Annotated in this window: 18 protein-coding genes; 5 read left to right on the forward strand and 13 right to left on the reverse strand. The window is 63.1% G+C overall.

Annotated features, from left to right (window positions below):
* Window positions 1-10 precede the first annotated feature (10 nt).
* The 5 genes from OQF70_RS08275 to OQF70_RS08295 form a co-directional block, all read right to left on the reverse strand.
* Complete coding sequence (locus OQF70_RS08275; RefSeq protein WP_280536944.1) at window positions 11-1,240, reverse strand: FAD-dependent monooxygenase; 1,230 nt, start codon at window positions 1,238-1,240, stop codon at window positions 11-13.
* A gap of 122 nt (window positions 1,241-1,362) precedes the next feature.
* Window positions 1,363-2,850, reverse strand: a complete 1,488-nt coding sequence (locus OQF70_RS08280; protein WP_280536945.1) for an SLC13 family permease — start codon at window positions 2,848-2,850, stop codon at window positions 1,363-1,365.
* Between the two features lie 145 nt (window positions 2,851-2,995).
* A complete protein-coding gene (locus OQF70_RS08285; RefSeq protein ID WP_280536947.1) occupies window positions 2,996-3,763 on the reverse strand; it encodes an acetate--CoA ligase family protein in 768 nt (255 codons plus the stop codon).
* On the reverse strand, window positions 3,756-5,204 hold the full coding sequence (locus OQF70_RS08290; protein WP_280536948.1) for a CoA-binding protein: 1,449 nt from the start codon (window positions 5,202-5,204) through the stop codon (window positions 3,756-3,758). The genes OQF70_RS08285 and OQF70_RS08290 overlap by 8 nt, the downstream gene beginning before the upstream one ends.
* A 72-nt stretch (window positions 5,205-5,276) precedes the next feature.
* Window positions 5,277-5,969: an MBL fold metallo-hydrolase gene (locus tag OQF70_RS08295; RefSeq protein WP_280536949.1), complete on the reverse strand. Its 693-nt coding sequence runs from the start codon at window positions 5,967-5,969 to the stop codon at window positions 5,277-5,279.
* Window positions 5,970-6,061: 92 nt separating this feature from the next.
* Here OQF70_RS08295 and OQF70_RS08300 point away from each other — a divergent pair, with 92 nt between their 5' ends.
* On the forward strand, window positions 6,062-6,232 hold the full coding sequence (locus tag OQF70_RS08300) for a hypothetical protein (RefSeq protein ID WP_177167421.1): 171 nt from the start codon (window positions 6,062-6,064) through the stop codon (window positions 6,230-6,232).
* An 84-nt stretch (window positions 6,233-6,316) separates the two neighbouring features.
* Window positions 6,317-7,402 carry a cupin domain-containing protein gene (locus OQF70_RS08305; RefSeq protein WP_280536950.1) on the forward strand — a complete coding sequence of 362 codons (1,086 nt, stop codon included), beginning with the start codon at window positions 6,317-6,319 and terminating at the stop codon, window positions 7,400-7,402.
* Between the two features lie 126 nt (window positions 7,403-7,528).
* On the opposite strand, the gene OQF70_RS08310 is transcribed toward OQF70_RS08305, so the two are convergent.
* Together OQF70_RS08310 and OQF70_RS08315 are read right to left on the reverse strand one after the other, a co-directional pair.
* Window positions 7,529-9,073 (reverse strand): AMP-binding protein, encoded by a 1,545-nt coding sequence (locus OQF70_RS08310; RefSeq protein ID WP_280536951.1) that lies wholly within the window; start codon window positions 9,071-9,073, stop codon window positions 7,529-7,531.
* Between the two features lie 124 nt (window positions 9,074-9,197).
* Entirely contained in the window at window positions 9,198-10,295 is a 1,098-nt protein-coding gene (locus tag OQF70_RS08315) for a BtrH N-terminal domain-containing protein (RefSeq protein WP_280536953.1), read from the reverse strand.
* A 125-nt stretch (window positions 10,296-10,420) separates the two neighbouring features.
* Between OQF70_RS08315 and OQF70_RS08320 the strand changes: the two genes are divergently transcribed.
* Window positions 10,421-11,293, forward strand: coding sequence for a fumarylacetoacetate hydrolase family protein (locus tag OQF70_RS08320; protein WP_280536954.1), 873 nt, complete (start codon window positions 10,421-10,423; stop codon window positions 11,291-11,293).
* A gap of 1,073 nt (window positions 11,294-12,366) precedes the next feature.
* Here OQF70_RS08320 and OQF70_RS08325 read toward each other — a convergent pair.
* The 6 genes from OQF70_RS08325 to OQF70_RS08350 form a co-directional block, all read right to left on the reverse strand.
* On the reverse strand, window positions 12,367-13,062 hold the full coding sequence (locus OQF70_RS08325) for an ABC transporter ATP-binding protein (protein ID WP_280536956.1): 696 nt from the start codon (window positions 13,060-13,062) through the stop codon (window positions 12,367-12,369).
* Between the two features lie 2 nt (window positions 13,063-13,064).
* Entirely contained in the window at window positions 13,065-13,850 is a 786-nt protein-coding gene (locus OQF70_RS08330) for an ABC transporter ATP-binding protein (RefSeq protein ID WP_280536958.1), read from the reverse strand.
* Window positions 13,851-13,977: 127 nt separating this feature from the next.
* On the reverse strand, window positions 13,978-15,513 hold the full coding sequence (locus OQF70_RS08335) for a class I adenylate-forming enzyme family protein (RefSeq protein WP_280536960.1): 1,536 nt from the start codon (window positions 15,511-15,513) through the stop codon (window positions 13,978-13,980).
* Window positions 15,514-15,720: 207 nt separating this feature from the next.
* Window positions 15,721-16,176: a MaoC/PaaZ C-terminal domain-containing protein gene (locus OQF70_RS08340; protein WP_280536962.1), complete on the reverse strand. Its 456-nt coding sequence runs from the start codon at window positions 16,174-16,176 to the stop codon at window positions 15,721-15,723.
* A gap of 111 nt (window positions 16,177-16,287) precedes the next feature.
* Entirely contained in the window at window positions 16,288-17,241 is a 954-nt protein-coding gene (locus tag OQF70_RS08345) for an electron transfer flavoprotein subunit alpha/FixB family protein (protein ID WP_280536964.1), read from the reverse strand.
* Entirely contained in the window at window positions 17,238-18,029 is a 792-nt protein-coding gene (locus OQF70_RS08350; RefSeq protein ID WP_280537024.1) for an electron transfer flavoprotein subunit beta/FixA family protein, read from the reverse strand. The genes OQF70_RS08345 and OQF70_RS08350 overlap by 4 nt, the downstream gene beginning before the upstream one ends.
* A gap of 779 nt (window positions 18,030-18,808) precedes the next feature.
* Between OQF70_RS08350 and OQF70_RS08355 the strand changes: the two genes are divergently transcribed.
* Window positions 18,809-19,570, forward strand: a complete 762-nt coding sequence (locus OQF70_RS08355) for an IclR family transcriptional regulator (protein WP_280536965.1) — start codon at window positions 18,809-18,811, stop codon at window positions 19,568-19,570.
* 124 nt (window positions 19,571-19,694) lie between these two features.
* Window positions 19,695-20,870: an acyl-CoA dehydrogenase family protein gene (locus OQF70_RS08360; protein WP_280536966.1), complete on the forward strand. Its 1,176-nt coding sequence runs from the start codon at window positions 19,695-19,697 to the stop codon at window positions 20,868-20,870.
* The last annotated feature ends 283 nt before the right edge of the window (window positions 20,871-21,153 follow it).

Below are 21,153 nucleotides of genomic sequence, written 5' to 3' on the forward strand. Positions count from 1 at the left end.
GGTGCCGCGATCAGTAGTTGCCCGTCGAGACGATCGGCGGGGTGCCGTGGGGACCGTAGGGCGCGTCATCGAGCCACTCACCGGCCGACTCGAAGTGGTCCGCCAGCGACGCGGCGGCCTCCTTGCGGAGGACGGTGACCGGATCGTCACCCTGGAGGTACTCGAGCGCCTGCCCGGCCGCGTTCAGGTTGAACTCGGCCGCCTTCTCACGGCGGGCGGCGTAGAGCTCGACCTCGTCGCGGGCGACGGCATCGGTCCGAGCGTCGACGGCGACCGCGATCGCGGAGGCCGCCTCGTCGGCGTCGGCGACTCCGGAGTTCATCCCGCGGGCGCCGAAGGGGGCAAGCAGGTGGGCTGCCTCCCCGGCCAGCAGCACGCGCCGGTGCTCGTCCACGAAGGAGTCCGCCATCACCTGCAGGAACTTGTAGGTCGACACCCAGGTGATGTGGTCGACGTACTCCTCGCCCATCACGTCGCGGACGAACTCGCGCATCCGTCCGTCCTCGGTGAGGACTTCGGGATCGTCGTCCTCGAAACACTGGATGTCGAGCCGCCAGCCGCCCTCGAACGGGACCAGCAGGACGTTTCGGCCGTCGGTCTCGGGGGCGTCGTAGTGGAACAATCGCTCGAGCGGCAGCGGGTCCTCGTCGGGGTCCTCGATGTCGGCGATGATGAAGGAGTTCTCCGACTGGTCGCCCTCGAAGTTCGCGCCGATCTCGTTGCGGACCTGTGAGCCGCCGCCGTCGGCGCCCACCAGGTACTCCCCGTTCCACTCGCGGCCGTCGGTCGTCTCGACGGTGACGCCGTCGCTCGAGGAGTCGACCGTGTCGACCTCGGCCTCCCAGTGGATGTCGATTCCGGCCTCCGCCACCGCCTCGTGCATGTACTCCTCGGTCACGACCTGCGGGAGGCTGGTGAAATGCGGAATGTCGCCGGACCCGCCCGGGGAGTCGTAGGTCCGCCGGAACACCTGCTTGCCGCGCCAGCGCGTGTGGCGGGTCGGCCAGACGAGCCCCTCATCGACGAGGTCGGTTCCGAGACCGGGGTGGACCCGTTCGAGGGTTCGTAGCGTCGATCCGTGCACGTAGATCGCCCGGCTTCCGGACCGATCGCGGTCTTCGGGGTCACGTTCGAGGATCGTCGACTCGACGCCGCGGGCGTGCAGCGCCAGCGCCGTCGTCATCCCGACCGGCCCAGCGCCGGCGATCAACACCGGCGCGTCCGTGGTAGGTTCGCTCATATGGGACGTGTTCGCGTTACGCGACGAGCATCAAAGCGTTTGCGGTCCCGTCGTGAGTGCGGCCGGTCCCGTTCTCCGTGGACGTGGTCGTTCCGTCCCCCACCGCGGACACGATCGACCCCTCAGTACAGCACCCCGAACCACAGCAGTTGAAGCGGGAAGAGGACGACCATCGTCACAAGCGAGCAGGCGGCGGTTGTCCGGATCAGCTCGCCCGTCTCGACGTCGCCCTCCGCGAGCATCGCGATCAACACCGCCGACTGGTACGGGAAGAAGTAGGTGCTGAGCGCGAGCGTCTCCGAGAGCAGGACGGGCGTCAGCGGAAGCCCGGACGCCTCGGCGAACTGGATGAGCACCGGGGTGAGCACGCTCGCCACGGCCAGCCCCTCCATCAACAGCGCCAGGACGGCGGTGCTCAGGTAGACGAGCGTGAGACTCACCGCGAGCGGGACGTCAGCCGGGATCGACCCCAAAAGCGCCGTCGCCGCAGTCTCGGAGACGCCGGTCGACGCGAGGCCGTCGCCGATCGAGAGGACGACCGCGACGAAAAAGAGGATCGTGAAGTCCGCCTCGGCGTCGACGATCTCGAAGGAGACGACGCCGATCCCCGGCAGGAACGCGAGCACGACGACCGCGAGCGCGCCGACGACCGGATCGAGTCCGTGGATGAAGTCGGTCATCCAGATCGTCGTCCCGACGAGCAGGAACGCCAACATCCGGCCGGGTCGGGAGGGTCCACCCGCGTCGTCGGCCCCCTCCGGATCGACGGCCGCACCCGCACCAACGTCCTCCACGTCGACGTCCTCCGAACCAACGTTTTCCACGTCGGCGTCCTCTCCGGCGAACGTGACCGTCGAGTCGGCGTCGGGCCGGAACAGGACGTAGACGACCGCGATCACGGCGATCACGCGCGTGATCCCCATCACGGGATACAGGTGGATCGCCCACTCGCTCCAGGCGATCGTGTGATCGGCCAGCGACGCCGCCAATCCGGAGATGATGATGTTCGGCAGGTCGGCCGTCAGGAACCCCGGCGACCCGTAGAAGGTCGCGAACAGGGGGCCCAGATAGAGCCCGACCCGGGCCGTCCGATCATCGAACCGCGAGCCGATCGCCGAGAGGATCGGCGCGAGCAGCAGCACCCGAACGAGCGCGGAGGGGACGAGCAGCGCGAGCGCGTGCGCGGACAGCCCGAGTCCGATGAGGAGACGTCGATAGATCCGCGTCGGTTCCATCGTCCCGTCGCCGTCCCGGACCGACGCCGGCACACAGCGGGCGATCACGCGGTCGCTGGCGAGCCCCGCCAGCCCGCTCCGCCGGGTCGCGACGCCCATCAACAGGCCGAAGCCGACCAGCCACGTCGCCGACGAGCTGAACCCCGACAGCGCCATCTCCGGCGAGAAGACGGCCGCGAGCAGCCCGATCCCGATCACGCTCGTGTACGCCGGCCGGATCGGTGCGAGCACCCAGAGGCCGATGCAGAACACCGTGATCGAGAGCATCCGCCCCGGATCGCCGCCGACGGCTATGAGGGGGATCGCGCCCGCGATCGCCGCGATCGGGAACGCGACCGCGGGGCGACCGAGACGCTCGCGGAGCCGTCCGGTCACGGCTCCACCTCCGGATCGCGTCGACGGCGATCCCGATCCCGGTCCAGTGTTCGCCCACGTTGGGACATTCGACCACGACGTCGGGGTCGGCCCCGGGGTCGGTGCCCCGGTCCGCTTCGGGACGACGTCTCACCCCGCATTCGCGTCACCCCTCGAGGACGACGAGGGCGTCCAGCGCGACCGCGCCGTCCGGCGAGACGAGCACGGGATTGACGTCGATCTCGTCGATCGCGGGCGTCTCGACGAGGAGGTCGCCGACGGCCCGGATCGTCTCGACGAGCGCGTCGACGTCGCCCGGCGGGCGGCCGCGGTAGCCCGACAGCAGCGGCTCGGCCGTCAGCGACTCGACGGCGGCACGTGCCTCCGGCTCCGAGACCGGCGCGATCCGGTGGGCGGTGTCCTCGTAGACCTCCGCGAAGACGCCCCCGAGCCCAACGAGCGTCACGGGACCGAACGAGGGGGTGTTCATCCCGCCGACGATGGTTTCGGTTCCTCCCTCGAGGTCGGCGGCATCCTCGATCAGCACCTCGGCGTCGATCCCCTCGGCGGCCGCAGCCTCGCGGATCGCGGCGGTCGCGTCAGCGACCGCGTCCGCGTCCGCGAGATCGAGCGCGACGCCGGCGCCGTCCGCCCACTCGCTTTTGTGGGTGACCGCCGCCGAGGAGACCTTCGCGACGACCGGATAGCCGATCGCCTCCGCGGCCGTGATCGCCTCCTCCGGGTCGCCAACGACGGCGCGGTCGGGCGTCTCGATCCCGGCCGCATCGAGCAGCGACTTCGACTCCGCCTCGGTCAGCGTGGTACGGCCCGCGGCGCGAGCGCGCTCGATGATCGACGCGACGGCGTCCCCGTCGATCCGGGTTGCGGTGTCGAGATCGGTCGCTCCGTCGACGGCGCCGCTCCGATCAGACATCGGTGCTCACCCCCGTCGACTCGGCGGGTTCGTCGTTCGTCTCCGTCCTCCTCCCTCCGCCGGATCCTGCGGACCCGGCGGACTCTTCGGACCCGCCCTCGCCCGCGAGCGCGCCGTAGCGCGCGAGCAGGCTCACGACGTCGGCCGCACGCTCGGGCGAGTGGAACACGGGGATCCCGAGATCGCGGAGCGCGGCGACGTCGGCCTCGAAGTCCGCCGGCGGGCCGTCGGTCGCGAAGACGATCGGCTTCTCGACCGTCTCGACGAGCGACTGCATCCGATCGACGGGCAGCCCGAGCGCCTCCTCGTAGAGCTCGTTCACGAGGACGATATCGACCGCGTCGTCCTCCGCGACTGCGGCGACGACGTCGCCGAATTCGGGCATCGGCCGGCCGGTGTCGACCGGGTTCTCGGCGTAGGTGATCCCCGGCAGGATCGCAGCGATCTCCTCGCTCGTCGCGTCGGCGAGTTCGGGGAGCCGTCCGCCGGAGCGCTGGATCCGGTCGGCGATGATGATCCCCGGACCGGCCTGGGCGGTGATGACGCCGACGTTGGGCCCAGCCGGGAGTGGCCCGTCACCCAGTACGGCGGCGCCGTCGAGCAGTTCCTGTGTCGACTCGACGGTCGGGATCCCGTACTGCTCGAAGCCGGCGAGGTAGAGCTCGTGGTCGCCGGTCAACGCGCCGGTGTGTGACTCCGCGAACGCGCCCACGTCCGACTCGCCGACCTTGTAGGCGATCACCGGCGTGTCCGCGGCCCGTGATGCCTCAAGGAGTTCGCGACCCCGGTCGGTGCCCTCGACGTGGAGCACGATCGCGTCGGTGTCCTCGTGGTCGTCGAAGTGGGCGATCGCCTCCGGGAACCCGACCGTCGCGCGGTTGCCGAGTCCGACCATCGCCGAGAGCCCGCGTCCCTCCCGGAGCGTCTGGAACGCCAGCGAGTGGGCGACGCCGCCGCTTTGGGCGATCACGCAGGTACCGCCCGCGGGAACCTCCTCGACACCGCTCGCGAAGGAGCCACACAACCCATCTCCGGGGATCACGAACCCGCTCGTGTTCGGCCCGAGCACCGCCATCTCGTGGGCGGTCGCCGTTTCAACGATCCGGTTCTGGCGGTCCTCGCCCTCCGGACCCGCCTCGGCGAAGCCGCCGGCGTAGATCACCGCGGCGTCGATCCCGGCGTCGGCACACTCCTCGATGACGTCCGGCACGACCGGTGCCGGCACCGCCACGAGCGCGAGGTCGACGTCGTCGTCGATCTCCGTCGTCGATCCCACGAACTCCCAGCCGAAGATCTCCCCCTCTGTGGAGGGGTTGACCGGGTACACCGTGCCGTCGAACGTCCGGAGGTTGACGAGCACCTGATGGCCGATCTTCTCCGGGGACCGGGAGGCCCCCACCACGGCGATCGACGTCGGTTGGAACAGGCTACCAACGTTCATACGCCGTGTACAGAGACCGCCGGCATATCCCTTTCGACACCTCCTCGGCCGGGCCGTGACGGCGCCGCCGCGTCAGGCCTTCCCGGCGAAGTTCACGAACCGGTCGATCGTCTCGCTCGCGTTCTCGAGCACGCTCGACCCGTGGTAGACGAGCCCGACGTCGAACTCGAACGCGAGGAGTTTCTCCAGGCTCTCGTCCGCCGCGTTCAGGTCCGCCGAGTAGTGGGCGGTCGGGAGGACGACGGATCCCTCCGGGAGCCCGCGTGCATCGGCGCCGAAGACGGCGTCCCCGAGGACCGCAATCCCGGCGTCCTCGTCCACCAACGAGTGATGGGTCGGCGTGTGACCCGGCGTCGCGACGGCCTCGAAGGGACCGATCGTGTCGCCGTCGCCGTACCGACGGATCGACGCCGCGTTCCCGTCCGCGCCGGAGCCGTCGTCAGTCCGTCGATCGGAATTCGCCTCGAGGGTGGCATCGATCGCCTCCCCGAGCGCGAGCCCCTCGGGGACCCACACCTCGGGATCGAACGCGTCGATGACGCCCGGGAGCCCGCCCACGTGGTCGCCATCGCCGTGGGTGATCACGACTCGTTCCGGATCGATCCCGAGTTCGTCGGTTGCCGCCGTGACCCGATCGACCGTGTCCGCGAAGCCGACGTCGACGAGCGTCGGGGTCGCGCCGTCGAACAGGAAGACGCGGTAACGGCCGCCGGCATGCTCGCGAACGGTCACGTCGTAGACGTCAGGGGCGATCTCGTCGATCATCGATCCAAACCTCGACCGCCCGTCGATTCAATCTTTCCCCGTGATCGGTTCTCGGCGATATCCTTTTGAGCGGTCCACCCGTGTCGTCGCGTATGGCCGAGTTCGAGAACCCCTACGCCGAGGAGAGCCCGTTCGTGCAGGCACACTTCGACTGTCTCGACTGCGGGGGGAAGCTCTGGGAGTACGCAGTCCAACGGCGGATGGTCTGTGAGGATTGTCGGGCGGTCTTCGCGACCGGCGACGTCTTCGAAGCGCAAACATAGGGAGCGCCTCCGCTCGCCCCGGTGTCAGTCCGACCGGCATCGACCTCCAATACACTTATGTCGATCCTGTGCGAACGGGACACTATGGCACAGACAGAGTCCGATCCCGAGGAGCTCCTGGAACTGAGTTCCGAAACCCGGGCGATCCTCGAGGAGCACAGTCTCCGTCCGCTGTGGGAGGTCGAGGACGAGATGGGAACCGCCCTGGACGACCCCGAGCCGGGCGTCTGGAAGTGGGACGACATCCGGGAGGCGATCGACCACATCGAGGAGGACGTGCCGATCGCCGATCTGCCGCCGGGGTTCCAGCGCCGCGTCGCCGTTCCGATCAACACCGCTCACGCGATCTCGAACAGCATCTACGTCGGGATCCAGACGGTCTCGCCGGGCGAAACCGCTCCGTCACACCGCCACGGAGCGAACGCTCTCCGGTTCTCGATCGACGGCCACGAGGATATGAAGACGGTCGTCGCCGGCGAGGAGTTCCCGATGCAGGACAACGACCTGATCACCACTCCGCAGTGGGAGTGGCACGACCACGTCAACGACTCCGACGAGACCGCCGCCTGGCTCGACGTCCTCGACCTGCCGCTCGTGCTCGACTCGATGAACGCCCGCAACGTCTTCGAGAACCACGAGCTCGAGCGCCAGCCCGTGACGAAGACGCCGGGGTACTGGGACTCCCAGTACGGCAACGGCCGCCCGGAAGGTGGCGCCGGCGACGGCTCGATCCCGGGTCCCTTCGAGGGGATCCGCGAGCCGACGCCGCCGTACCGGTTCGGCTGGGACGAGATGCTCGAGGCGCTCCGCCAGCGCGCCGACAACGACGAGCCCGATCCTCACGACGGCTACAGCCTCTCGTACGTCAACCCGGCGACCGGGAGCCCGCCGCTGTTCCCGACGATGACGTTCCGCGCCCAGCTGCTGAACGAGGGGCCGACCGACCCGCACTTCCACAACGCCACCGAGGTGTACTTCGTCATCGAGGGCGAGGGCGCGACCCACGTCGGCGACGAGGCCCTCGAGTGGAGCCAGTGGGACGTCTTCATCGTCCCGCCCGACGAGATCCATCACCACGAGCCCGATGACGAGGCGATCCTGCTCGGAATGAGCGACCGTCCCGTCCTCGAGGCGTTCAACTTCTACGCCGAGGCCGAGCCCTCCTCGTAGTCCGCGTCGATCGCTCGTCTCGAAAACACGTCTCTTCCGCCCGTCTCGTCCGTTCCGTCCGTTCGTCTGTTCCGTCCGTTCCGTCCGTTCGTCTCGACCGCTCGTCCCGCGGTTGCGGCGGCCGCGCTACTCCTCGAAGAACCTCGTTCGCACGTCGCCGCGTCGGAGCTTCCCGGTCTCGGTCCGCGGGAACGACTCCCGGGTGATCACGTACTCGCGGGGGCGCTTGAAGTCGGCGAGCCCGTCGTGGACCCGACAGTGCTCGTCGAGGTCCGCCTCGGACACGTCCCCGGTGACGGCGACGACGGCGGCGATGCGTTGGCCCCATCGATCGTCCTCGCGACCGACGACCGCGGCGGCATCGACGTTCTCGTGGGCGGTCAGGGCGTTCTCGACCTCCTGGGGATAGACGTTCTCGCCGCCGCTGACGATCATGTTGTCCACCCGGTCGACGATGTAGAGGAGCCCGTCCTCGTCGATCCGGGCGACGTCACCGGTTCGCAGCCAGCCGTCGACGGTCAGTCGCTCGCTCTCGTGTGGCCGGCCGACGTACTCGGTGGCCATCCCGGGGCTGTTCCCGATCACCTCGCCGGTCTCGCCGGGATCGACCGTGGCGGTCGGGTCGGGCTCGACCTCCGGGCCGGTGGACTCGACGACACGCACCTCCCACGTGAACGATTCGGTGCCGATCGTGCCGGGGTTCGCCCGCTGGGTCTCGGGGTCGGCGAACGCCAGGTTCGGCCCGCCCTCGGTGAGCCCGTAGGTGTTGTAGAGCCCCTCGCAGAGGTGCTCGGCGACCGCCTCGGAGAGCTCCTCGGTCACGACCGACCCGCCGGTGCGGATGTACGAGAGCGACGCGAGGTTGTACCCGCCCTCGCGCTGCTCGTCGACGAGCGTATGGAGCTGGGTCGGAACCGCGATCAGCCCGGTCGCCTCGTTCGACTCGATCAGCGAGAGCGTCTCCGACGGGTCGAAGGCGGTCTGGATCACGAGCGTGCCGCCGGCCTGCAGATGCGGCATGATCCACGCGTTCGTGGTGACCATGTGGTACCACGGCGTCGCGATCACGCCGACGTCGCGATGATCCAGCTGCATCTCCATGACGTCCTGGGTGCTCCCGTACCACAGCTGTTCCTGGTCGAACGGGACCGCCTTGGCGACGCCGGTGGTCCCGCTCGTGAACAACATTCCGTGTTCGTTCCCGTGGGACTGCGGCCGGCCGGCGTCGGGGTCGACGTCGGCGACGATCGACTCGTACTCGCGAACGTCCTCGCGGTCAGTCCCGTCACCGTCGATGCTGACCCCGGTTTCGATCGCGGTCCGGTCGAGGACGTCGAGGGCGCGCTCGGCGGTTCGGCCGTCGAAGACGAGTACCGCCGGGTCAGTCGGTTCGAGCATCTCCGCCAGGGCGCCGGCGCTCTCGCGGAAGGGGAGCTGGACGTTGCCGAGCCCGCGCTTGTGGCTCGCGAGGAGGACCTCGACCACCTCGCTGCCGTTGTACGCGAGCGTGGCGACGCGCTCGCCCGGCGCGAGCGTCTCGAGGGCGGTCGCCAGGCGGTCGGTTCGATCGTCCAGGTCGGCGTACGTCAGGGATCGACCGTCGTCGGTCCGGACCGCGTCCCGCTCGGGATGACACCGGACCGACCGGTCGAATGCGTCGAGGTAGTTCATATGGGACGTGAGTACGTATCGAACGGTGACCGGTCCCAATAATTGTTGTCCTCCGCGGTCGGTCCGGGCCCATCCGCGACGTCCTCCCGAATATCCGCCCGCAGTCGATGCCGGGCCCTGTCGCTCACGCGACCGCCACGAGTACCCGCTTCCAGAACCGCTCCTCGCGCTCGGCGATCGTTCGAATCCGACGAGACGCTCGTTCCAGAGACGCCGACAGCTCCGCGGTGGTCTCGGCCTCGCTCGCGCGCCTGAACGCCGTCGCGAGCCGCGACCAGTCGTCCGCGATCGCGCACATTCGGCGCGGCGCCGTCTCGGGAAGCCCCGGGACGACGTCGGTTGCCTGCTCCAGGAACGACGCGTAGGGGCGCCGAAACGCTCCGCCCCCGGTCCCCCGCGCGTCGACGTTCTGGGCCGCCATCCGGGCGGTCCACCGTGGGTCGGTTCGGTCGGCCCAGTCCGGAAGGTCCGCTGCGAGCGCCCGTATTCCCGCGATACCGGTCGTCGCCGGCACCGCACCGCCGTACGGGTCAGCCGTCGTCGACGGGTCGAGCATCGATCGGGCCGTCGTCTCGATCGCCTCCTTCGCGGCCGCTCCGTCCCCCGTCGCCCCTTTCGTGAACGCCGTCCCGCCTCTCTCGGGGCGCGGATCGGTGATGACCGTGGTCCGGTTCCGGATCGGGACCAGGTGGTCGTCGGTCATCGCCTCCCGGAGGGTCGCCAACGGGACCCGTTTGACGTCGTCGAACTCGTTGTCGGCGACCAGCGCGATTCGGCGGGGAGTCGATCCGTCATCGTCGCCCTCGAGCCCGACACAGAGGACGCGGTGTGGCGCGAAGTGGGTCTCGGAGTCGAAGTAGGGGAGGCCGGCGACGTCCGTGGCGAGCAGGACGGGATTTCCGTTCGCGAGCTGCGCTTCGAGACGGTGACGAGCGTGCTCCCAGTCATCGTCCGAGCGACGGTCGTATCCCACGCCGATCCGGTCGAGGACGGTCGTCTCCAGATCCGGTGGGCGGCCGAAGAACGCACGGTCCGGCCCCGATCGGGGAGTGAAGTAGGTGAACCCGACGCCGCCGAGCCCGAAACAGGCGGTCTCCGACAGCCCCCACCCGTACCGGTTCGACAGCCCGCGGAGGGCGGTCGAGCCGCAGTGGAACCCGGACGCGTGGTCGATTCCCTCCGGCGTGGCGCTACCCCGTCGACCGTCGTGGATGGCGGACATCTCGGTATCGGCGTACCGCCAGCAGCGGGGTGAACGATCCGGCGAACATGTCCGGACTCGATCGACCCCGATCCGCGGGATCCGACTTCGTCATGATTATGTATGCGCCCACGAGTCACACGGGTATGCAATTCGTCCAGTACGACGAGGGTCGCCTCGGATTGCTCACCGACGACGGAACCGGCATCATCGATCTCACGGACCGACTCGGGCTCGAGTCCGACGATCCGCTCGCGGAGTACATCGAGGGAGACCACGACGCGAGCGAGTACGCCGACGCCGAGGCGGACGTCGCGGTCGAGGACGCCCACCTCGGCTCGCCGATCCGCCGGCCCGGCAAGGTGATCGCCGCGCCGCTGAACTACGAGAACCACATCGAGGAGGCGATCTCCGACCGCGACATCACCACCGACGAGTGGTTCTCGATCGAGGACAAGGGCTACTTCCTGAAGGCCCCTTCGAGCGTCGTGGGCCCCGACGACGGGATCGAGCTCCCCTTCTCGGACCGGCGGTGTGACCACGAGGTCGAGCTCGCGTTCGTGATGGGTGAGGACGTCAAGGACGTCTCCACCGAGGAGGCCTGGGACAGCATCTTCGGCTACACCATCCTGCTCGACATCTCCGTCCGCGGCGACCAGGACCGATCGAACCGGAAGTCCTACGACACCTTCACCGTGATCGGCCCGGCGGTCGTCACGGCCGACGAGATCGACGACCCCCAGAACCTCGACCTCGAGCTCGAACTCAACGGCGAGGTTCAGCAGTCGGACAACACCTCGGACATGGTCTACACCTGCGGCAACGTCGTCCAGTACGCCTCCATCGGCGCCACCGTCGAGGCCGGCGACGTGATCACCACGGGCACGCCCGAGGGCGTCGGCGCGCTCGCCGACGGCGACACGATCGAGGCCACCATCGAGGAGATCGGCTCGATGACCGTCGACGTCACCGAACGCGACGTGACCTTCGACGACGTCAACGTGAACAAGGACGGATAGGGCGGCGTCGCACGCGGCGGCACGTTGGGGTTTTCTTGCGTTTGTAGTACGATGGACGGTCGTCCGAAGCGTCGGCTATCGTCCGATTTCGCCGGAGATACGTGTGGGACGGGCCGAGTGCTTCGGGACTCGTTCCGAGAGTAATCCACCGATCGACACCGTGGGAGACCTGATCCGTGACCCAGAAGACCGCAGCAAGTGGCCGAAACCATCGCAGTGCGGATGGTACTCATCAGCCCTCTGATGAAAATATTTCATATTCATATACTATATGTATTTTTGAAAGTTTTGTTAAATACCGCCGGAAAAACCGGTTACTGGCTGTCGAGATGAATATCTCGGTGATCGGCGAAATGTTCGTCTACCGTCCGAAGTCAGGTAACGGAACACTGCGACGAAGGAGCCGTGTTATGTTAGTGAGGGCATCGCGTGGATTGATTTATCATTTGTGAAGTGAGATCGAACACCGTGCTGGCGAGCGGAAGCGGAAAATGATATAAAATATAGTATGTGTGAATGAGTAGTAAATAATTAAATCGAAATCTTTGGAATCGATCGTGGTCCCGTCGCTATTCACAACTGGGTTTATAAAACAGAGCTACAGCCGATCCGACGGATCAGCCTGGTGTTGACGGAATGATGATCCGTTTCCACGGATAGCGGTTCTGGCTGTACAGTGCAGTCAATCAATGTACTAATCAACTCTCCACGTGAGCCTCTATTCGATCGTGACGAAATAGATAACGTGATCGGTTCTCACCGAGCGTTACCGGTGCTACTGGCTTACTGACGTCGAATTTCACGTTGCTGACGTAAATGGTCTCGATCCGGTCCTTGGTAAAGACGACTATCGATTTCGAGCGGTTCGCTATGGAAATCGGAATGCCATCGAACGTGTTTACTTAACTATAGAATAGCAAAAATCATAGTGTTCATATATTTAGCACTGCCGCCCTCGAGACAGCTCAAAACTGGCTCGAAGCCTTTCGCTGCCTACCACAATGCACGCCAAACGTAACGCGACCAAGTGCGGTCGGTGTAGATACTCATCAGTCCGACGGGGTCAGAGACGCTCAGACGGTTAGATACTCTTCGAGTATCGCTTCGTTATCGTTCAACTCGGTTGAAGCACCACTATATTTCACTTCTCCCTTTTCGATGATGTACGCCTTATCGGAGACATCGAGCGCTAGTTGACTATTCTGCTCGACCAGGACGATAGTATGTCCATCTTGGTTGAGCTGGTCGATGATCTCGCCGATCTCAGTCACGAGCTTCGGCATCAGTCCCTCGGTCGGCTCGTCGATGAGCAGAACATCTGGCTTCGAGACGATAACGCGCCCGATCGAGAGCATCTGCTGTTCACCACCCGAAAGAGTCCCGGCTTTTTGTCCGATCCGCTCTTCAAGCCGCGGGAAGTACTCGAACGCCGGTGTGAGTGCTTCCTCGGTGTTCCGGTTCGAACCGATCCCAACGAGCAGGTTCTCACGGACGGTCAGATCCGGGAATATACCTCGATCCTCGGGGACGAATCCTATGCCCTTTCGGAAGACGTCCTCGGGAGCGAGTCCGGTAATGTCCTCATCCCGTAGTTCAATCGTTCCTCGCCGCGGCGGCTGGTGACCCATAATCGATCGTAACGTGGTCGTTTTGCCGGCCCCGTTGCGTCCCAGAAGTGCGACCACTTCCGATTCGTCGACGTCAATGGAAATCCCGTTCAACACGTGGGAATCTCCGTAGTAGGTGTGGATCTCGTCCACCGAAAGCATCGCTATTCACCTCCAAGGTACACGTTCTGTACTTGGCTGTTCTCCCTCACGTCCGTCGGATCACCTTCGGCGATCAACTCCCCGTGGTGTAACACGCTGATCGTATCGGCAAGGTCGTGAACCAACTCCATATCGTGCTCGATCAACAGGATCGTCCGGTCATCGCTGACGCTTCGGATCGTATCGACCAGTTCCATCGTTTCGTCAGTTGTGAGTCCGGCTGCCGGTTCATCGAGCAAGAGCAACTCGGGATCGAGGCTGAGTGCGATCCCGATCTCGAGTTTGCGTTTCTGTCCGTGCGAGAGCTCGCTCACCTCGGTGTCAGCGGCGTCCCCCAAGTCGACCTGTCGTGCGACCTCGTAGGCTTGCGATTTCATCTGCTCGTCATTTTCGATGTCGGAAGCAAGAAATGATAGTGAAAAGCCATCCGTTCTCGTCGAAAGGACTCCGAGACGAAGGTTCTCCATCACGGTCATTCCGTCGAAGAGGTTCGAGATCTGGAACGACCTCGCGATCCCGTGATCGGCGATCTGGTGCGGTTGCTTCCCAGTAATGTCCTCCCCGTTGACTTCGATCGTCCCTTCTGTAGGCGAGAACGTCCCTGAAAGGAGGTTGAAGAACGTGGTCTTTCCTGCTCCATTGGGTCCGATGAGTGCCCTGAGCTCGCCTTGCTCAATGGCGAAGTCGACGTTATCGATCGCGAGGAACCCGCTGAAGGACTTTGTGAGACCGTCGGTCGATAGTACTTCACTCATACGTCGGATACCGATAACTCTACTTCGATACATATATATTTATGGGTCGAGACGATCGCTGGTCTGACGGCCTGGCGGGCTTGAGAGTGACGTCTATCGGTCGATAAGCATGGTGAACACTCGCGAGGTAGGTGGCCGTTTGGGGCGACCGACCCATGGGTCAGTCCGGTCGGTACTTGAATCGTTGCTTCTTGCCTGTAGCCGTCCGTTTCACCGACTCGACGAATTCATACTCCCGTGGCCGTTTGTAATCTGCCAGATCGGAGTCGTGCTTGCAGTACGCATCAAGCTCGTCTTCCGTCACCCCGGCCCCCGAGACGTATGCCTTCACTCTCTGACCCCACTCTTCGTCCGGAACGCCAACGACGATCGCGCTAGCGACGGCATCGTATCCTTCGAGGGTTTCCTCGACTTCGACCGGTGAAACGAGTTCACCACCGCTCAGGATCATATCGTCCGCCCGGCCCGTGATCGTCACGTAACCCGCCTCGTCACGAACGGCCAGATCCTTCGTTCGATACCATCCATCCTCGAAGGACCGGTTCGTGGCATCGTGTGCGTTGAAGTAGTAGTCGACGAGCCCTTCGCCTTTGACGAGCAACTCACCCTCCTCGCCGACGTCGGTTTCCTCTTCCGGAGAAACCCCTTCCTTCGGATCGTACTTCGCGATCCGGACCTGTTTGGCAGCGCTGGGTCGTCCCGTTTTCCCGGCGTGTTCCGGGAGGTCCTCGGGACGAAGGATGAGGTCGTACATCGATTCGGTCGAACCGTAGGCGTTGAAGATGTTGGGCGTCAACGATTTGGAAAGGTGAGTCACGAGTTGTTTTGAAAGCGGAGAACCCATACAATGGAGCACCTCGACCGTCGAGAAGTCGAACTCATCGATATCATTTCGATCCGCCATTCGCTTGGCGACGGTCGGAACCGTGACGACGTACGTGACGCCGTGTTCACTCACTGCTTCCGGCGCCATATCGGGCCCCCAATCCTTTGCAAGCAGGAGAGAGCCGCCGGCACACAACACGGGATTTATCATCGTACCCATTCCACCAGCGTGGAAGAACGGGGAGAGTTGGAGGCCGACCGTTTCCTGGGTGATATGTCCCTGCGCGGTGTGTGCTTGCTGGATACGATGGTAAGCGGATGCCTGGCTGACGACGACGCCTTTCGGTCGTCCGGTGGTGCCGCTGGTGTAGAGAATATAGGAAATGCGTCCGTCGTTCGGGCTTACAGGCGAGGGTTCGCTATCGATGCCGCTGTCGAGGACGCTCTTGAAGGTCTCTCCCTGCGGCGGTGCCCCACCGACCTGTATCGATCTGAGGGACGTTCCGGAGTTCTCGATGGCCGTCCGGATCGTCTCACGATCGTCGTGGTCGTAGACGATCGCCTCGGCGTTCAGGTCGTCGATCACGTACTCGAAGTCGGCCGCACTGAACATATAGTTCAGCGGTACCGGGATCGCGCCGATCCTGTAGCAGGCGTACACCGACAGCGGGAATTCCGGCGTGTTGTATAACACGATCGGCACACGGTCGCCCTCACGGAGTCCCCGTTGTTGGAGTCCGCTTGCGACGCGGTTCACTCGTTCGTCGAACTCCGCGTACGTCCACTCCTCACCACCATCAAGCAGTTGCAACGCGACGGAGTCGCCTCGATATCGTACGTTCCGCTGCAAAAGCTGGCTTTGCGTAATCATACCGTGGTGGACCACATCATCAAGCAAAAGGTTTTTCCTTCTATTCTCCTGATCGTGAGGACGTCCGCAAGCCTATTCCGCGACGGGCCAGTATGCACGTGATGTCACACTCGAACACTGAGGCTGCAGATCTTCAGCCGATATGGTCGATGTGTCTCCCTCGCGTCGCAAAGCTGGCTGAGCGCTGGCACCTCACTTCGATGGTCGCTATGCGGGTCGTTTCTCGATGATCCCGCGGGACAGATCCGTCATCACAGGTTCACCGTCCGCGTTTGCTACTGTTCGTTTAAAATCGACGTATCCGCCGTTAGGGTGGCAGTCTTCGTCCGATTTCGACTGAATCTCGACGCCGAGTGTCAGGTCCTGGTCCGGAGTCACGGGTTGGTGCCATCGAAGCTGATCGATTCCAACCCCACCCATAATCGCTACGTTATCCTCCGCTTGCAGATATTCTTCGGTGAAGACACGGGTCGCAACACAGAGAGTGTGCAGTCCACTGGCGATGAGTTGGCCGAACATCGATTCACTGGCGGCTTGCTCGTCCAAATGGAAGGGCTGGGGGTCGAACCGTTCGGCGAATTCGACGATTTCGTGCCTGCGTAGCGTGAACGTACCGACTTCGAACTCCGAACCGGGTTCGAGGTCTTCGTAGTACTGCACCATAATACGATGTGACGAGAGATAACATAAAGAAGTTTGTGTCCAGCACCTGGATTCGTATTCCGGTGCGACGACTTGTTACGGGTGGGTGACCAGCCTACGGGTTCGAAGCATCTACTGGAACTGCTCAGTGAGTGCCGGAACGACGTCGAAGAGGTCGTCGTGGATCGCGTAGTCGGCGATGTCCATAATCGGCGCATCCGGATCGGTGTTGATCGCCACGATGGCATCCGACCCTTTCATACCAGCCACGTGTTGCACCGCTCCGGAGATCCCGATGGCAAGGTACACATCGGGCGTCACGACCTTACCGGACTGTCCGACCTGTCGGTTCTTCGGAAGCCACCCGCTGTCGACGATCGGGCGGGAACAGGAGATCGTCGCATCGAGTACCTCCGCCAGCTCGCGGATGATCGCTAGGTTCTCCTCCTCGTCGATCCCGCGTCCGATCGAGACAAGGACGTCCGCCTCCGAGATGTCCACTCCGCCACCCGTCGTCTCACGGAAGCCCGTAACACGGGAACCGACGCTTCCCTCATCAAGGCTGAAATCGACGGTTTTGACGCTAGCCGTTCCCGGGCCTTCAGCCATCGGCCACTCCGCACCACGAATCGTGACGACTGCGGGCCCATCCAACTCGTTCGTCGTCGCGACCTTTCCCCCGTACATCTCCCGTGTCACGGTGAGCGTCGCATCGTTCGCGTCGAGTCCGATGGCGTCGGTTGCCAGTGGGAGATTGAGCGTGTTTGCGACAGCTGGGACGTAATCGAGACCGTTGACGCTGTTCGGAGCCACCACGTACTCCGCGGCCACCGCCTCGTATACCTGCGTAACCGCCTGAACGTAGATGTCGTGATTGAATTCCATCCCTTCGTCGACGGTGTAGATCACGTCGACGCCCTGTAGATTCAGTTTCTCGGCGAACTCTTCGACCGGTCCACCGATGATCAAGAGATGGAGGTCCCCACCCGTTTGTTCGGTCAGTTTCGTCGCGGCGGTGACCAGTTCGAAGCTCACGTCCCGCAACGACCCTTGCCGATGATCGGCGACGGCGAGGACGTCCGTCATTGGACCACCCCCTTGTTCTCAAGCAGATCAGCCAACTGTCCGGCCGTCTCGTCGGCATCCCCCTCGAAAACGGTCGCGGCGCTCTCGGTTTCGGGTTCGTACATATCGGTGAGTCTGAGTTCGGGCGTGACGGCGTCGCTCGTGACGCCGAGGTCAGCCAACGTCATCGCAGCGAGTTCCTTCTGGCGGGCCTGCCGGATCCCGCGCATACTCGCATAGCGTGGTTCGTTGATCCCCGATTGGATCGTCAGAATCGCGGGGAGTTCGATCTCGGTCTCCTCCTCGATTCCGCCTTCGAGTTCACGGCGGACGGCGGCCACGCCATCCTCAATCTCGTGGTGAAGATGATTGACGACCGCCCCCCACTGGAAGCCTATCTCGCGGGCCAGCGAGACGCCGGTCGCGCCGAACCCGTCGTCTCCCGCCTGAACGCCGGACAGAATCAAATCAGGATTCTCGGATTCGACGACTGCACTGAGGATCTCCGTTTTCGCGTTCACGTCCAGCAGTGGGACGTCCTCGAGCGCCTCGTCCCAGATCCGGATCCCTCTGTCGGCGCCCTTCGCGAGCGCCTGCCTGATAGTATCCTCACAGCTCTCTGGGCCGATCGTAACCGTGACGACTTCTTCGATGATATCCGCTTCCCGGAGTTGGACTGCCTCTTCGAGGGCGAAGCTATCCCATTCGTTAAGCTCCGTTTCGAGATACTTCGGCGGGATCTCCGTCTCATCGATCTCGAATTCCTCTCCGACGGTTGCCACTTCCTTGACCGTGACCAAGGCCTTCATCAACTGGGCACTCGTTACTGCTAGTATAAATATATTTTGATCATTTGGACATATCATCCGCCGCTTCGAGTAGTAACTCGGTGACGCGATTCACTCGGAATACACCGCTGTCGGATCCTTTCGATGCACGTCGATCTATGGCGGTTCATAAGTTGTCTCGTATCCACAACGATGAGCAGACGCGGTCCATACGGTCGCTCCGAGTGGCCCGCTTGAGACCGGTGAGGTCTGAAGCAGCCATCGAAACAAGAGTTCGTTTAACTATATTAGACACATTGCTGATTCGCCGTTCGTCGGGTGAATAAATTACTATAGTATGATTGTAATACGTTTGATGACGACCCTCATATGATCTCGCGGCACTCGGTAAACAGTTCGCCCGGCCTTTCGACACTCCAAACAATTACAAACATAGTTTTGTAATTAACCGCAGCATCTCCTATAGAGAGTCCTACGGAGACGCGATCGGCGATCGTCACTCATCGCGAGCACACTACATTCGTTTAGCTATTTTGAACAGTCATACTGTGACGTGCTCGGTACTCCTCGTTCGATCGTCCGTTACGTCGGTCCAACGGGATCGGTAGTGCTACGAACTGATCCCTGCTTGCTGCTCATCCGCCGCTAGTTGATATTTCGGCGGTGTATCCTTGCCTCTCCTGGCTTGAGCATCTCGAGGGTTTCGGCGAGTTCCGGGCTCCGGAGCCTCCACAGAAGGATGCTCCCTCGGTTTAACATACCCGAACGAGTTAATTGGGTAGCGGTCAATACCGATACGTATGAACGAAAGCACGCCGCCGATGCAGTCCGTCGAACGGGCCTTCGAGGTCGTTGAGACGCTCCGTGACAATGGGCCGGCGGGTCCCTCACGCATCGCCGAGGAACTGGGTATGCCAAAGAGCACTGCCTACGTGTATCTCCGATCACTTCGAGAGACGGGATTCGTCATCGGGGAGGACGGACAGTATCGGCTGAGCTATATGTTTTTGAATACCGGATCGCGAATCAAGCATCGTCAGCGAATCTTTCAGGTCGCTCGTGGGGACATATCACGACTCGCCAATGAGACCGGCGAGTCCGTTACGCTCTCGATCGAGGAAGCTGGACGGACGATCGTTCTTCAGGAGGAATCGAAAGAGGAATCGATCGATCTCGGTCTATACTCCGGAATGTCCGCGCCGCTGCACTCCCAGGCTGCTGGTAAGACGATCCTCGCCGAGTTGCCACCCTCGCGGATCACCGATATTATCGACAGCCACGGGCTCACGGCGGCCACCACCCACACGATCACCGACGAGAAACGATTACGCGACCAACTCGAGACGATTCGAGAGACCGGGTACGCTGTTGACTGGGACCAGCACGTCGTCGGTGTGGGGACGATGGGTGTCCCGATCGTCGTCGAGGGTGAACCGATCGGGGCGATCGGGATCGCCTGTCCAACCGAACGGATGAAAGACGAGGACTACCAAGAAGATCTGTTGAAGCTCGCTCGAGAGTGTACGGAATCGATCACGGTGAGCTACCAGTACAGTCGATAACCGTCGAACGATACCATCCGTCGGTATCGATTCCTGTCATCCTGACGTACGTTCGATCAAGAACCCGCCCCATCACCTCACCAACAGCGATAAGTTTAAGTAGTGGTACTCAATTCTACTTTGTATGCAGTTTGGCCTGACTGATGAGCAACAAGCCGTCAGGGAGACGGTTCGTGAGTTCGCTGAGAACGAAATCGAGCCGGTCGCCCAGGAATACAACCGGAACCACGAATATCCACGCGAGATCGTTGATCAAGCGAACGAGATGGGGCTCACTGGCTCGCTCCTCCCCGTCGAGTACGGCGGAACGGATATGGGATATCTCACGGAGGTCGTGATCACCGAGGAACTCTGTCGAGTTGATCCGGCCATCGGCGTCGCGATCGGGTCGTGGAGTGCGGCCGCGAACCTGATCGTTGACCACGGGACCGAGAAACAGAAAGAGGCCTTCGTCCAACCAACGGCCGAAGGCGAGATGACGGGCGGTGTCGCGATCACGGAACCACAGGGTGGAAGCGACGTCACCGGGATCGAAACGACCGCGAAGCAGGACGGTGACGAGTACGTCATCAACGGGACGAAGCTTTGGATCACCAACGGCGGGATCGCCGATTATACGATCGTCTTTGCCAGGACCGGTCCGCGTAAGGAGGACGACCCTCACGAGGGGATCAGTGCTTTCATCGTCGACACGGATCAGGAGGGCTACTCGACGGAGGATTCCGACCTAATGGGCCTTCACGCCGAGAACAACACGACGGTGTACCTCGACGACGCCCGCGTAGCCGAGTGGCGGATGATCGGGGAGGAGGGGGAAGCCTTCCTCCATCTGATGGACTGGTTCAACAAGAACCGGGCCAAGAGCGTCGGCGCCTTCGGTATCGGTCTCGCACAGGGTGCCTTCGATAAGGCGTTCTCCTACGCCCGCGAGCGCGAGCAGTTCGACGAAACACTCACCGATTTCCAGGGTTTGCAGTGGAAGTTCGCGGATATGAGTATGCGAATCGAATCGGCACGCCAACTCACTTATCGGACCGCTTCGCTTCTCGATGAGGGAGTCGTCTCACCGAAACACTGCGCCCTCGCCAAGATCAAAGCCAGCGAGACGGCTCGAGAGGTTGCCAATGAAGCGCTCCAGTTACACGGTGGGCACGGGTACTCCAAGGACTATCGGATCGAGCAGTACTACCGTGACGCGAAGATCTTCGAGATCTTCGAGGGGACTAACGAGATCTGCCGAAACATCGTTGCGAAGGAACTGATCAAGGACGGCGGACTCGTCGAGTATCGAAACCACTAGCGCTCCGAGACTCTCGTCTCCTTCACGAGGCGAATGTCTCCGTCATCGTTCCGCTACACTATCGTGACTTACTTGCGGAGCTTGACACCGGAGGCTATCTCCACTCGATACTGTATACGGGATTTCTGGGGAGAGACACCTCCTTTCCTCGTTCCAGACTGAGTGTGGGTCACTAACGCTACGCGTTTGCTGGGGCTCCGACAGGCTAGATTCGGTCCAAATCTCGTTTCCGATAGTCGGACCGGTTATAGAAGAACGGGCGTCGACACCGCTCGACGGGGAC

Source organism: Halopenitus sp. POP-27 (assembly GCF_029889855.1).
In the GTDB taxonomy this organism is placed as follows: domain Archaea; phylum Halobacteriota; class Halobacteria; order Halobacteriales; family Haloferacaceae; genus Halopenitus; species Halopenitus malekzadehii.

Coding starts and splice junctions, on each gene's coding strand:
- OQF70_RS08275 (WP_280536944.1), bottom strand. CDS start 1,240: ATGAGCGAACCTACCACGGACGCGCCGGTGTTGATCGCCGGCGCTGGG.
- OQF70_RS08285 (WP_280536947.1), bottom strand. CDS start 3,763: ATGTCTGATCGGAGCGGCGCCGTCGACGGAGCGACCGATCTCGACACC.
- OQF70_RS08290 (WP_280536948.1), bottom strand. CDS start 5,204: ATGAACGTTGGTAGCCTGTTCCAACCGACGTCGATCGCCGTGGTGGGG.
- OQF70_RS08295 (WP_280536949.1), bottom strand. CDS start 5,969: ATGATCGACGAGATCGCCCCTGACGTCTACGACGTGACCGTTCGCGAG.
- OQF70_RS08300 (WP_177167421.1), top strand. CDS start 6,062: ATGGCCGAGTTCGAGAACCCCTACGCCGAGGAGAGCCCGTTCGTGCAG.
- OQF70_RS08305 (WP_280536950.1), top strand. CDS start 6,317: ATGGCACAGACAGAGTCCGATCCCGAGGAGCTCCTGGAACTGAGTTCC.
- OQF70_RS08310 (WP_280536951.1), bottom strand. CDS start 9,073: ATGAACTACCTCGACGCATTCGACCGGTCGGTCCGGTGTCATCCCGAG.
- OQF70_RS08315 (WP_280536953.1), bottom strand. CDS start 10,295: ATGTCCGCCATCCACGACGGTCGACGGGGTAGCGCCACGCCGGAGGGA.
- OQF70_RS08320 (WP_280536954.1), top strand. CDS start 10,421: ATGCAATTCGTCCAGTACGACGAGGGTCGCCTCGGATTGCTCACCGAC.
- OQF70_RS08325 (WP_280536956.1), bottom strand. CDS start 13,062: ATGCTTTCGGTGGACGAGATCCACACCTACTACGGAGATTCCCACGTG.
- OQF70_RS08330 (WP_280536958.1), bottom strand. CDS start 13,850: ATGTATCGAAGTAGAGTTATCGGTATCCGACGTATGAGTGAAGTACTA.
- OQF70_RS08335 (WP_280536960.1), bottom strand. CDS start 15,513: ATGATTACGCAAAGCCAGCTTTTGCAGCGGAACGTACGATATCGAGGC.
- OQF70_RS08340 (WP_280536962.1), bottom strand. CDS start 16,176: ATGGTGCAGTACTACGAAGACCTCGAACCCGGTTCGGAGTTCGAAGTC.
- OQF70_RS08345 (WP_280536964.1), bottom strand. CDS start 17,241: ATGACGGACGTCCTCGCCGTCGCCGATCATCGGCAAGGGTCGTTGCGG.
- OQF70_RS08350 (WP_280537024.1), bottom strand. CDS start 18,029: ATGAAGGCCTTGGTCACGGTCAAGGAAGTGGCAACCGTCGGAGAGGAA.
- OQF70_RS08355 (WP_280536965.1), top strand. CDS start 18,809: ATGAACGAAAGCACGCCGCCGATGCAGTCCGTCGAACGGGCCTTCGAG.
- OQF70_RS08360 (WP_280536966.1), top strand. CDS start 19,695: ATGCAGTTTGGCCTGACTGATGAGCAACAAGCCGTCAGGGAGACGGTT.